This window comes from Methanosarcina sp., from assembly GCF_049706645.1.
Lineage (GTDB): Archaea > Halobacteriota > Methanosarcinia > Methanosarcinales > Methanosarcinaceae > Methanosarcina.
Genome location: NZ_JBNAKP010000044.1, coordinates 12,904 through 25,838, shown reverse-complemented (window position 1 = coordinate 25,838; position 12,935 = coordinate 12,904). Strand labels below are relative to the sequence as shown.

At 43.1% G+C, this 12,935-nt stretch carries 11 protein-coding genes; 8 read left to right on the top strand and 3 right to left on the bottom strand.

All coding sequences use genetic code 11. The features are described 5' to 3' along the window. Window positions 1-314: 314 nt before the first annotated feature. Window positions 315-2,534, top strand: a complete 2,220-nt coding sequence (locus ACPK8D_RS14485) for a CARDB domain-containing protein (protein ID WP_424718562.1) — start codon at window positions 315-317, stop codon at window positions 2,532-2,534. Between the two features lie 317 nt (window positions 2,535-2,851). Here the strand turns inward: ACPK8D_RS14485 and ACPK8D_RS14480 are convergent, their stop codons facing one another. Continuing rightward, window positions 2,852-3,217 carry a DUF5518 domain-containing protein gene (locus ACPK8D_RS14480; RefSeq protein WP_424718581.1) on the bottom strand — a complete coding sequence of 122 codons (366 nt, stop codon included), beginning with the start codon at window positions 3,215-3,217 and terminating at the stop codon, window positions 2,852-2,854. 507 nt (window positions 3,218-3,724) lie between these two features. Between ACPK8D_RS14480 and ACPK8D_RS14475 the strand changes: the two genes are divergently transcribed. The 6 genes from ACPK8D_RS14475 (at window position 3,725) to ACPK8D_RS14450 (ending at window position 7,904) form a co-directional block, all read left to right on the top strand. Next, window positions 3,725-4,144: an HIT family protein gene (locus ACPK8D_RS14475; RefSeq protein WP_424718580.1), complete on the top strand. Its 420-nt coding sequence runs from the start codon at window positions 3,725-3,727 to the stop codon at window positions 4,142-4,144. 158 nt (window positions 4,145-4,302) lie between these two features. Further along, a complete protein-coding gene (locus tag ACPK8D_RS14470) occupies window positions 4,303-4,530 on the top strand; it encodes a sulfurtransferase TusA family protein (protein ID WP_424718561.1) in 228 nt (75 codons plus the stop codon). 18 nt (window positions 4,531-4,548) lie between these two features. Beyond that, window positions 4,549-4,968, top strand: a complete 420-nt coding sequence (locus tag ACPK8D_RS14465; RefSeq protein ID WP_424718560.1) for a DsrE/DsrF/DrsH-like family protein — start codon at window positions 4,549-4,551, stop codon at window positions 4,966-4,968. 208 nt (window positions 4,969-5,176) lie between these two features. Further along, entirely contained in the window at window positions 5,177-6,331 is a 1,155-nt protein-coding gene (locus tag ACPK8D_RS14460; RefSeq protein WP_424718579.1) for a cysteine desulfurase family protein, read from the top strand. A gap of 81 nt (window positions 6,332-6,412) precedes the next feature. Then, window positions 6,413-7,048: an iron-sulfur cluster assembly scaffold protein gene (locus tag ACPK8D_RS14455; protein ID WP_424718578.1), complete on the top strand. Its 636-nt coding sequence runs from the start codon at window positions 6,413-6,415 to the stop codon at window positions 7,046-7,048. A gap of 61 nt (window positions 7,049-7,109) precedes the next feature. Continuing rightward, a complete protein-coding gene (locus ACPK8D_RS14450; RefSeq protein WP_424718559.1) occupies window positions 7,110-7,904 on the top strand; it encodes a DUF5602 domain-containing protein in 795 nt (264 codons plus the stop codon). Window positions 7,905-7,978: 74 nt separating this feature from the next. Here the strand turns inward: ACPK8D_RS14450 and ACPK8D_RS14445 are convergent, their stop codons facing one another. Next, window positions 7,979-10,099 carry a catalase gene (locus tag ACPK8D_RS14445; protein ID WP_424718558.1) on the bottom strand — a complete coding sequence of 707 codons (2,121 nt, stop codon included), beginning with the start codon at window positions 10,097-10,099 and terminating at the stop codon, window positions 7,979-7,981. 659 nt (window positions 10,100-10,758) lie between these two features. Between ACPK8D_RS14445 and ACPK8D_RS14440 the strand changes: the two genes are divergently transcribed. After that, window positions 10,759-11,559 (top strand): class I SAM-dependent methyltransferase, encoded by an 801-nt coding sequence (locus ACPK8D_RS14440; RefSeq protein WP_424718557.1) that lies wholly within the window; start codon window positions 10,759-10,761, stop codon window positions 11,557-11,559. Between the two features lie 91 nt (window positions 11,560-11,650). Here ACPK8D_RS14440 and ACPK8D_RS14435 read toward each other — a convergent pair whose 3' ends face one another. Then, entirely contained in the window at window positions 11,651-12,775 is a 1,125-nt protein-coding gene (locus tag ACPK8D_RS14435) for an aldo/keto reductase (RefSeq protein WP_424718556.1), read from the bottom strand. Between the last annotated feature and the right edge of the window lie 160 nt (window positions 12,776-12,935).

Here is a 12,935-nt window from a genome sequence, read left to right as displayed (position 1 = left end):
TTTCATCCCGACCTCTTACATAAAGAAACGTGGAAGGAAAACAATATACGCAACTGAATTTGCTCTCATCTGGAGAAACCTCTGAAGGAAATAAGTTAATTCATAGAGTTGAGCTTTAAATATAAAGTATTAAAAGTTTATATAGCAAGTATTTTGCGTGGAAGGATAATAAAATATTCTGTAAGGAGTGCACTGGAAAAATTTACTCAAGAGTAAAGATCAGGAACGTTATTCTATGAATCAGGTGATCACCTGTTAATCAGTTGCTGACGTACCAGATATCCTGGTTACTGAGGGGGCGGAGGCCTGTAAAAATGAAAACTGGTTTTCTTAATTCTCTAATCTGCGTGTTATTGATAGGGCTAATAATTCCTGGAACAATCCCGGGCATGGCATCTGCAGCGGAAGATAATGATACAGAGTCTGAGGACAACGGAAATTTGACTATTATTGATCTGGTGATTGAGAGTCTCTCGTTTGATCCTGAGAATCCGGAACCCGGACAAAAAGTGGATATTATAGCATCAGTAAAAAATAATGGAACGGGGACCTCAGAAGCAACAAACCTGGCTTATTCTATTAACGAAAGCCGCATAGGAGACAGCGAAGTCCCTGAAATGGAAGCTGGGCAGAGCGAGCAAATCTCATTTTCATGGAAACCAGAGACTGAAGAAGGTACAGTAGAAGTAACTGCAAAAATCGATGAAGCCGACTCAGTGCCTGAGGCTGACGAAAGCAATAACGAAAAAACAAAGTCCTTAACATTTAAAAATGCCGGACTCCCGGATCTAATAATAGATACTTTCAAGCATCCTGAAAAATCTGAGCCTGGAGAATATCAGAATATTGAAATAGGCGTGAATAACCAAGGGACATTGGCTTCAGAAGAAACGAAGCTGAAACTCTATATAGACGGAAATCTGTTTAGAGAAAGGGATATTCCCCCACTCCTCGCGGGGGAAAATAGTGAGTTGTTTTCAGAATTATGGGTTCCCGTTTCAGAAGGAACTATTGAGATAAAAGCTGTGGTCGATGAGGGAAACCTTGTAAATGAGAGTAATGAAGAGAACAACCAGGAAACAGGTAATGTAACCGTTGCAGAGGTATTTCTTCCGGACCTGATAGTTAAAGATATCTTGCCTGAGCAGGGTGATCTTCAGGTAGGAAAACTCTCAAATTTTACCGTGAAAATAAAGAATCAGGGTACAACTCCCTCGGAAGAGGTTGTAGCAAAATATTATATTAACGGGAAAGCTGCAAGTGAGAATATTCGCGTTCCAGCCCTCTTACAGGAAGCAGGTACAGATGTTTCATTTTCCCTGACTCCGGATAAAGGAGGACCAATGGAAGTGAAAGTACTTGTTGATTCCGGAATGGCTGTGTATGAGAGCAATGAGACTAATAATGAGCTATTAAAAGTAATGAATGTCAAAGTTATACTCCCTGACCTGGAGATCGAGTCTATTTCCTCAAATCCGGAAACCCCGCAGCCAGGAGAGAACATAACCTTCACAGCATCAATAAGAAACAATGGGCCTGGCAATGCATCGAGTAACGAACTTAAATATAGTATCAACGGGACAAACGAAACGTATAGCGGGAAAATACCGGTATCCTCACTTTCTGCAGGCAACACGACAAGCAGTACTTTTTCCTGGACTCCTGGAAAAGAAGGGCAAATGGGAGTAAAAGCAATTGTGGATGCCGAAGGCATTATATCCGAAACTGAAGAAACTAATAATGAATTTACAAGAACTGTGACAGTTTCTAAAGAAACAGTTCCAAGCAGCAGCGGAGGGGGTGGAAGTTCCCGTTCTTCCAGTAGCAGTGCAGGAAGCGGCACTACTTCTAAAGAGCCGGTCAGCAATATTGATGCAAAAGAGCTTTCCACCAGGCACATTATAAATGGTTACCCAGTCAAGTTCGATTTCGTGGAAAATGCCACATGTATTACATACGTCGAATTTTACCCAAAGAAGACATTTAAAAGAACAACAACAATTGTAGAAGAACTCAAAAATAAATCTGTTTTTGTCCCAAAACTACCTCCTGGCAGGATATATAAACATGTGAATATCTGGGTGGGAGATGACGGAGCAGGACTTCCTAGTTCTTTTAAAGACGGGTTTATAGAGTTTAAGGTTAAGAAGGCATGGATTAAAGAGAATAATATTAACCAGTCCCTTATAACCCTTAACTGGTACGATAAAGGCTGGCAGCCTCTTTACACAGAAAAAGTCAGCGAAGACAGTAATTATGTTTATCTTAAAGCGGAAACGCCTGGTTTTTCCTGTTTTGCAATAACTGAATATACAGCAGATGAGAAAATCACACAGGAAACGACAGGAGAAGGAAACATAAAGGAGACTTTAAGAACCTGGAACAGTGAGAGAAAAGAGAGTAACCTGAACGGAAGCGCAGAAGAGAGCAGTCTACTCAAAAACCCTATGGGAAAGGCCAAAATACTTATGGCAATCTCTCTGCCCCTGTTCATGATTCTTGTAGAGTACTTTATTTTGAAGAAAAAGATCTGAAAAACTTTTTCTTCATGTTCTATTTTTTAGAATAAAAGTAAGGAAAAGCAGGTTTTTACCCGAAGAATCCTGCTCTCCGTCATCCGGCTAATTACTTTTCTACTTTTCTGGTAATTTTTAGTAAGCGCCTCAACATATATACTTATCAGGATTATAGATATGCTTTAGCCGAAAATTCCAGAAAACCGGTCAGGTAAAAAAATCTGCCGTAACCGGATAACCTCCTCAACCTAATCGACTTAACATAGATATTTTTAGAGATTATAGAGTTATCGAATTAGAGTTATCGAATTTCAACTCGAAAGGAGATAAGGCTGTCAGATTGCACCCCTTTCAGCCAGAGCAGCCCCAATTACCGATCCAATTATACCTAGCAAGGCTGTATGAGCTACAATAACCATCGTAATTATAAATGCAGAGGCTGCTACGAATCCTCCAAGAACAGGAGCATCTCTGAGTATCGATCCAAGAACGCCTCCAAGGAGAAAACCCGGAATAATCATGAAAACAGTCATCAAAACTCCGGTTTTAAGTCCCCCTCCGGAACCTCCGTCTGCATAATAGCCTCCTAAAAGACCGCCCAGTAAAGGGGCTATAGAATTTACTAATGGAATAAAATAAAAGACAAAAGTACAGACCATACCTATCAGTGCGCCACCTAAAACTCTAGCTATTATTTCCACCCCCAATAATGAAGTAAATACAAGTCACAGTTATTATAATAAATTTGATTTAATTATTATTAAATATATAGTTAAACATTTAATAACTTATTTTCGAGAAGGAATCGAGTCCTTCCAGGGTCTTCCGGAATTTCACCGAACTTGATAATAAAACCCGATAACGTCTAAGCTTAAGCGCAAACTTTTTCAAAAAAAGTTTGATCAAAAACCCTGGAAGCTGCGTGATAAAACGTCGCAGCGCAAGCCTCTTCAAAAAAGGCTTGATCGCAAACTTTTTTAAAAAAAGTTTGATCAAAAACCCCTGGCAACGGCGTGATCAACCGGCGCAACGGTTGCGGCCCAACGGTTGAGGCTCAAGAAGACGAATTTTTGGAGATTTTCGGATTGCTCCCGGTTCGATAAGATAGGGAGCAAGTAATTATTTTAATTTTTAATTCTAATTATAGGTTGCCAAAGGAACAGAACCCTGATATAAGTGTATCCCCTAAAACTCTAGGGGATATGGTTATGATGGAAGACTGCCTTTTTTGCAAAATAATAGCGGGGGAAATTCATTCAGATAAGGTATACGAAGACGATACCGTTTTTGCATTTCTCGATGTTTTTCCGGCGAGTGAAGGGCATACTCTGGTGGCTCCTAAAAAGCACTTCAGCAGGTTCACTGATATGGATGCGGAAAGTGTTGCTTCGCTTTTCGAGGCTGCAAGAAAGATTACGGCTGCAGTTGAGAAGGCATTTTCGGCAGAAGGGTCAAATATAGGGATCAATAATGGAAAAGTCGCTGGCCAGGAAATTCCCCATGTACACGTACACGTCATTCCCAGAAGAAAAGGAGACGGCGGAAGAGGAATAAAATCAATAGTATGGACCGAGCCTGATACTACCAATCTGAAAGAAGTTGCAGAAAAGCTCAGGAAAGCGCTCTGAAAAGAAAGCTAGCTCAGAATAACAGGGAGAATTCCCAGATAGGAATTTCAATACGAAACGATAATATATTTTTTGGAATATAATGAATTTTAGGGAAAGACAGCAGGCAGAACTGTTGTTAGGATCCTTCCTTTTCTCTTACTTGGGGGGTAAGAATAGTGGCAGAAGTGGAAATCGATGTTCGAGGGCAGACCTGCCCGGTTCCGCTGGTAGAATGCAGAAAGGCCTTAAAGAAAGCCTCTCCAGGGGATCTTGTTATTGTGAAAGGAACACATCCGGCGTCTAGAAAGGAAATCCCTATGGCCTGCGAGGCAATGGGTCTCGAAGTGCTGGATATTGAAGATAAAGAAGGAGGGAAAGAGTGGGAGATAAAGATCCGGAGGTAAGCCGGAAGAGGAGTCGAAATGGGGGAAAAGACGGTCATTATCCTGCACAGTGGAGATATGGATAAAGTATATAGCGCGCTTATAATTGCGAACGGAGCCCTGGCAATGGGTATGGAGGCCTCGATATACTTTACATTCTGGGGGCTAATGCGCTTGAAGAAAGGAGAGCTTGATAAGGGGCCGCTTTCCAAGATGAATATGCTGGGGCTTGGCAGGCAGATGATCAAGCAAAGAATGGACAAAGCCAATGTCGCTTCACTTGAAAGATTGATGAACGATTTCAAGGAACTTGGTGGAAAAATAATCGCCTGCGAAATGACCATGGAGATCATGGGCCTAAGTAAAGAAGAACTTCGAACGGAATGGATAGACGAATGGGGAGCTGTAGGTTCCTATATTCATGAAGCAAGGAATGCTAATGTAACTCTCTTCATCTAAGGCTTGAGAGCTTTAGATTTTTAATTTTCACGATAATGCGAATCATTTCGTGATTTGACCTGATTTAGACCTATCGTATTCAGCTAAATCACTATTCCGGAAATTCTCCGGCTTAAAAGCGTTGTGATTTGCTGGAAAATCTGGGATTTAACTGTAAAATTCAAAATTTTATTATCTCATATGGGGAGGGAGAAAAATATTTGAGAATATAACTTATCTTGACAATGCAGCGTCCACCCGATTGGATGAGCAGGTACTTGAAGCGATGAAGCCCTATCTTTTTGATACCTATGCGGTAGCAACATCGGAATTTGGCTATTCTATGGGTATTGATGCAAAAGAAGCACTCGAAAGGTCCCGAGAAAGCATTGCTTCAAAGCTTGATGCAAACTCGGAAGAGATTATCTTTACTTCAGGGTCCACCGAGTCAAGCAATACCGCGCTTAAAGGGGTTGTCTGGGCTCTTAAAGAGAAGAAAGGAAAGCATGTTATTGTCTCGAAAATAGAAGATTTTCCTGTGCTGAATACAGCAAAGGCTCTCGAGAAACAGGGTTTTGGTGCAACTTACCTTGATGTGGACTCAGAGGGGTTTGTAGACCTTGAGGGGCTAAAAAATGCAATCACAAAGGAAACGGTTCTTGTTTCAATCCAGCAAGGGAACCAGGAAATAGGAACAGTGCAGGATTTGAAAGCTATCTCAGAGATCTGTGAAGAAAAAGACGTGTTACTGCATACAGATACTACGCATAGCTTTACCAGGCTTCCCCTCAGTGTAAAGGAATTGCCCGTAGACCTGATCACTATGTCCGGCCACACAATTCACGGCCCAAGAGGAGTGGGTGCTCTTTACATTCGGAAAGACACCCCGATAACCAAGTTCATGGACGGAGGTTTCCAGGAGTTTAACCTGAGAGCAGGGGTGGAAGATATTCCATCCACAGTCGGCTTTGCAAAAGCCGTAGAGCTCGTAACTGAAGAGGAAACCCTAAGGATCAAAGCCATTAGAGATCGGGTGATTGACAAAGCCCTTTCCGAGATTCCCGAAGTTACCCTCAACGGAAGCAGGGAAAAACGCCTGCCTCAGAACGCAAACCTGACTTTCCACTACGTAGAAGGCGAATCCGTAACTTTGCATATGGATATGAGGGGTTTTGCAGTAAGCACGGGTTCTGCCTGTTTTAGCCGCTCCCTTGAAGCCAGCCATGTAATCAGGGGTATCGGAGGAGACCATGAGAGAGCACATGGTTCGGTACGCTTTACCTTCGGGCGCTATAACCGCATGGAAGATGCTGATGCGGCAATTGAAGCAATGAGTGAGATAGTAGCAAGGCTCCGAGAAATAAGCCCTCTTGCAAAGAAATGAATGGAAAAGTTTGGGAAGATGGTACAAGAGGAAGCAGATTACAGAACCTCAGGGAAAGTAAAATTAGAAAAAGGTGAGACAATGAAGTTTCCTTACAGTCAAAAAGTGCTGGAACATTTCAAGAACCCGCACAACGTGGGAAAGATCGAGAATCCTGACGGAAAAGGCCTTGAAGGCAGCCCGGCTTGCGGAGATATGGTCGCAGTTTACATCAAGGTCAATCCCGATACCAAGGTTATTGAAGATGCAAAATTCGAATCTTACGGCTGCGCATCAAACATTGCTACAGCCTCGATTATAACAGATCTTGCACTCGGAAAAACTCTCGATGAAGCAAAGAAAATAACCTGGAAGCAGGCTGCTGAGGAACTTGGCGGATTACCTCCGATCAAAGCCCACTGCTCAGTGCTTGCAGTTGAGGGCCTGCGTGCCGCAATCAAGGACTATGAAGAAAAACACGGGCTTATAACCGAGAAAGAGCCTACCACCGAAGAAGTTATCAGGCAGAGGCTAAAACACGTTATGAATCCCCTGACAGGGCTTGATATTATCCGCACGAACCTTATCCTGAAAATGAGTATTGAAAATGGAGTGGTAAGAGTGGTAGTAGACCTGCCTGGAGACCATCAGTTTGCTCCTGCGCTAAAAGAGGATATCATGGAAAAGCTGGGGTCTTTGTGGGATGTCGAAAGGGTTGATGTGGTGTTTACGGCCTGACGCAAATAGAATTCATAACACGGTTTCAGAAAGATAAAAACGCTGTAGGGGGAGGGGTAATATGAAGGACAGAAAAATGACATATTATTTATGTCTATTTACAGCAGCAATTCTCTTTTCCGGCTGTGCAATAGGGGAGGCCCAGCCGCAAAAAGAAAATTGCATTGCGAAGCCGGCTCAAATGGGAACGTTTGAGGGAGAAAATAAAACCCTGGGCAGCGGAACTGTCTATTCCTGGGTTACGATTGACCGGGAAGGAAATCCGTCGTCAACAGGAGTAAACTTCACAGAATCAGCCCTGAAGGGACTCCCAGAAGGGGAAATCGTAGAGTATACACTTGCTCTGCCAGAAGAAGCCGCTTCCACGGCTTATAACCACATTGGGATTGATTGGAACCCTCAGGGTCATGAACCTCAGGGAATTTATGACATGCCGCACTTTGATGTCCACTTTTATATGATAAGCCCTGAGGAAAGGGATAAAATTACAGCGTCCGGGGAAGACTGTAAGAACTTATCAAAAGGGCCGGCGCCCAGATATATTCCGGAAGGATATGTTTCCACGCCCGGAGGAGTGCCCAGAATGGGGGCACACTGGATAGATCAGGAAGCTCCTGAATTTAACGGACAGCCTTTTAATGAGACCTTTATTTATGGGTTTTATGGCGGGAAAATGGTTTTTGTCGAACCGATGGTTACAATAGATTTCCTTGAGACAAAACCAGAGGTAACAAAAGAGCTCAAGCTTCCGGAGTGCTATCCGACAAGTGCATACTATCCTGCGAACTATTCCATAAGCTACAATGACAAAGGTAAGGAGTATACACTGGCCCTTGAAAATCTGACACTCAGGTGAGATATAGGTTAATTTTTAAAAAACGAAGAGAGGAGTGTTTTCTCCTCTCAAACAATCCAGGAGCTCAAATAAGTTCAGGCTGGAACCTGTTCCTTCTTTTCCCTATCCCAATGCCGGTGCTTTGCAATTGCAGAAATAAAGGCATCGTTAAAAGAGCTACTGCCTCCTCCGTTCTTGACGGTAACGACACCCTTATTTGAGACCACCTTGTCAGATGACTTCTGCCCTGCAAATTGTATATCGGGAAGGTTTGCAGCTTTGAGTAATTCAACTCCTTCACCGGTTGCTCCCAGAGGTTTGCAGTGCCGGAATGCCTCATTAACGAAATGTATTGCATCTCCCTGCATCTTCAGGGTCTCTATATTCTTTTTTCCTCCCGGGATGTATACGGCATCATACAATACTGATGCCGTGGTAACATAGCTTTTATCAACCTCAAGTTTTTCTCCGCTTGCGCTCTTTAGCATCCCCTGGTGTTTAGAAATAATGTGGGCTTTTGCTCCGCCAGCCTCCAAAGCCTGCATTACCTGGCTGACATCTTTATGATCATACCCGTCCGCAACAAGGATAGCAACTTTTCTGGTCTTGATGGTATTCTTCACCGTACGTTCCGAGCGCTCCTGGCTAACATTTGGAGATTCTTTCGTAACAGGAGATCCTCCTTTCTGTTCAGGAGCAGGGACCCCTACCCCCTTTGCAATCTCGATTGCAAGATCTCCGTCCACATTGTTGAACATGTCAACAATTGCTTTCCGTATACTCTTGTCCTCGACTTTTCCGATCTCAAAATGGAACGCGTCTATGATGTGTTTCTTTTCCGGCTCCGACATACTGTTCCAGAATAATTTTGCCTGGCTGTAAAAGTCTTTAAATTTCTCACTGCGGGCGCGGATTTTTTTGCCCTCCACCTTTTCCATATAGTGGACGTATCCACCTTCTTCAGCAGAAGCTGGGCGCGGGAGATTTTCCCCTACCGTGTTAGGGAAATAACTTGTTTTGCCCTTATTTATCGTTGTACGGTGGTATCCTTCTCTCTGATTATTGGCTATTGGAGCCAGCGGTCGGTTAATTGGGATTTCCTGGAAATTCGGGCCACCCAGACGGATTAGTTGCGTGTCGAGATATGAGAAAAGGCGCCCCTGAAGGAGCGGATCGTTGGAGAAATCAATCCCAGGAACCACATTTGCCGGGCAGAATGCTACCTGTTCGGTTTCGGCAAAGAAATTATCAGGATTACGGTTAAGAGTCATCTTCCCTATCCATTTAATGGGCACATCCTCTTCCGGCCAGATTTTGGTGGGATCCAGAATATCGAAGTCAAAGTTAAACTCATCCTCTTCCTCCAGAATCTGCACTCCGAACTCATACTCCGGATAGTGTCCCATCTCAATTGCTTCCCAGAGGTCACGCCGGTTAAAATCGGGATCTTTTCCCGCTATCTTTTGAGTCTCGTCCCAGACAAGCGAGTGAATACCAAGCAGGGGTTTCCAGTGAAACTTTACAAATCTTCCTTTGCCCTCCTCATTAACGAAACGGAAGGTATTAACCCCAAAGCCCTCCATCATGCGGTAGCTCCTGGGAAGCGCCCGATCGGAAAGAACCCACATAATCATGTGAGCATTTTCGGGGTGGCATGCGACAAAGTCCCAGAATGTATTATGAGCTGCTGAGGCTTGAGGGATCTGGTTGTCTTGCTCGGGTTTAATTGCATGGACAAGGTCAGGGAACTTGATAGCATCCTGAATGAAGAATATCGGAATATTATTGCCGACAAGGTCATAGTTCCCATCCTCAGTGTAGAACTTTGTCGCAAAACCCCGGACATCCCTGACAGTATCGGCTGAACCCCTGAATCCCACAACAGTAGAAAACCGCACGAAAACAGGTGTTTTCTTATCGGGGTCCTGCAGGAATTTCGCACTCGTATATTCCGTCATAGGTTCATAGACCTGGAAATATCCATGTGCTGCGGATCCCCGGGCATGAACAACCCTTTCGGGAATTCGTTCATGGTCAAAATGAGTTAATTTTTCCCTGAAATGAAAATCTTCAAGCAGGGTTGGCCCCCTTTCTCCGGCCTTGAGTGAGATATCGGTATTACTGACCCGAACACCCTGATTTGTTGTCAAGAACTCACGTTCAGGATCTTCACGAACTGTTTCTAATTGCTCATCTTTGCTCTTTTCATCAACCATCCTCTTTTTCTCCACTATACAGCACCTTCCTTATTTATCCTGGTTTCTAAATTCACTGCATTTCCGTAATGGTGGAGCCCATACATCAGAAGTCAAACAACCGAAGGTTATCTGTTGATAGGCTCTTAAAGGAAGCAAAAGGGCTAATGGGATACCTCAATGTAAGTGACAATTATGCCTGGAATGAGTGATCTCAGACACGGTGAAAAATATCACATCCATCAAACAATCCCGTATTCGTCAAAGGATTTCCATCCTGTGTGGATTCAGAATTTGGTAGAAAGGCCTGAGAATAATTTCACCTTTCCGTAAGCTCGGCTCTAAAGCTCCATTTAAAACTTACAATTGAGTGCATACCATGAACGCTCAACTTTCCCATCCCAATCTTCCCATTTCTAAATTGATTTATTATTATATCAGTGTTTTTATAAAGAGATTAATTCGTTAGTTATAAACACAATAATTTGTCATTTATAAACACAATAATTTGTCATTCAGAAATAAATCAGTTCCTTAAGAAATTGAATTCTTGCAGCGATAAACACCAGATAACGAGAATGTGTGAACTTAGCATGTAAACCGGAAAATTCTGGATAAAAAGAGCAGTGTATTGTCAAAACACTTTACGAGTACTGAACGTGAAAAAAGAGAGTGAACGCATGACTAAATATGTTCATGGTTATTCCGAGAGAGAAGCCCTCCGTCTGGCAGAGCAGGCAGATACACTTGAGGAACTTCTTCATTACGACACAATATATCCGCCCGGAGCAAAGGTACTCGAAGCCGGCTGCGGAATAGGAGCCCAGACCGTAATTCTGGCAAAAAAGAATCCCAGGGCAGAAATAACTTCAATCGACGTTTCTCTGGACTCACTTGAAAAAGCCAGAGAAAATGTGAAGAGAAACAGTATTGAGAACGTCAGATTCCTGCAGGCGGATATTTTTTATCTCCCTTTCGAAGAAGAGAGTTTCGACCATGTTTTCGTCTGCTTCGTGCTTGAACACCTTCAGAATCCGTCAGAAGCTCTCACGAGACTGAAAAAAGTCCTGAAGCCCGGAGGCACTATAACTGTTATTGAAGGAGACCACGGTTCATGCTACTTTTATCCTGAAGGAGAAGAAGCCCTTGCAGCCTGGAATTGCCTTATCAGGGTGCAGGCAGTTATGAGAGGAAATTCCCTCATTGGGCGCCAGCTTTATCCTCTCCTGCTGGGATCAGGGTTCAGTGAGGTAAAAGTAGAACCCAGGATGGTATATGTGGACTCCAGTAAACCTGAGCTTGTAGACGGTTTTATCCTGAAGACTATTATTCCCATGGTAGAAGGCGTAAAAAAACAGGCTCTGGAAACGCAAATGATAAAAGAAGAAACCTGGAATAAAGGAATAGCAGAACTCCATGAGACTGCCAGACCCACAGGCACGTTTTGCTATACCTTTTTTAAAGGCAGAGCAGGAAAATAAAACCTGAACTCAGGTAATTGGAACAATCCAGGGCTCATGTGAGAAAACAAAAGATTGAAAATGAAAATAAAAAGATTAGGAAAAGCATAGATTATTTTTCAAATAACCTTGAAACCTCTTTTAACATCTCCCTTATAGGAGTTTTCTGCGGGCATTTTTCCTCACATTCCCCGCATTCCGTACAGTTTGAAGCCTTGCCTTCAAGGCCGCTATATAAAAGCTTTTCCTCTTCTACTTTATCAAACATCTCTGCATTGTTGAGGTACTTAAAATTCTCAGGAATATTTACTCCTGAAGGACAGGGCATACAGTACTGACAGCCAGTACAGTTAACTTTTGTCTTTGACCTGTAGATATCCTTTACTTTAGATATCAGCATTTTTTCTTTCTCTGTCAGGGAATTAGGGAAACCGTTTGCTGCCAGTTTTACATTACTCTCGACCTGTGCCAGGTCGGACATACCGCTCAGGACAACACTTATCTCAGGATAGTCCCAGAGATAGCGCAGACTCCACTCTACAGGGCTCCTTTTGGTTTCGGCACTATCCCATATTGCCTGGACTTCCTGAGGAACTCTAACCAGGTATCCTCCGCGCAGAGGTTCCATAATAGCAACTCCAAGGCCTTTTGAAGCTGCATACATCAGGCCCTCTTTTCCTGCCTGGAAGTTTTCATCCATGAAATTATACTGGATTTGACACATATTCCATGGATAGGAGTCAACGATTTCTTTAAACAGATCCATATTGTCATGGTAGGAAAAACCCGTGTACTTAATTCTTCCATCATTAAGGGCAGAACTAAGGAAATCAAAAACTCCGTGTTTTTTTACAAGGGGCCAGAAGTCTCTGTTTAGCGCATGGAGCAGATAGAAGTCTATGTAATCGGTCCTGAGCCGTTCAAGCTGTTCATTTAAGTAACGGTCCATATCCTCTCTGCTAGTAACAAGCCAGCTAGGAAGTTTTGTTGCAAGGCAGACTTTTTCCCTGTAACCATCCTGAAGAGCCTTTCCAATAACGAATTCGCTCATACCGCCATGATAGGGATAGGCAGTATCAATATAATTGACGCCGTGATCTATGGCGTAACGAATCATCTGTATAGCTTTTTCCTCGTCAACTTTTGAGTCGTCCCCCCCAAGAGTAGGAAGCCTCATGGTGCCGAATCCCAGTATTGAGACACTTTTACCCGTTTGACCAATTTCTCTATATAGCATATACTTTTACCCCTCGATATAAAAGAAAAACCCACTCCAAACGAAATTCTTACTACCTTTTTGTCAGGATAGATGATAATACTTTGTGAGATTACGAACAGCCTAAACACGAGCAGTAGACGACTCAACTAAAAGAAAAAAGTCTGTGCCAGAAATGCCC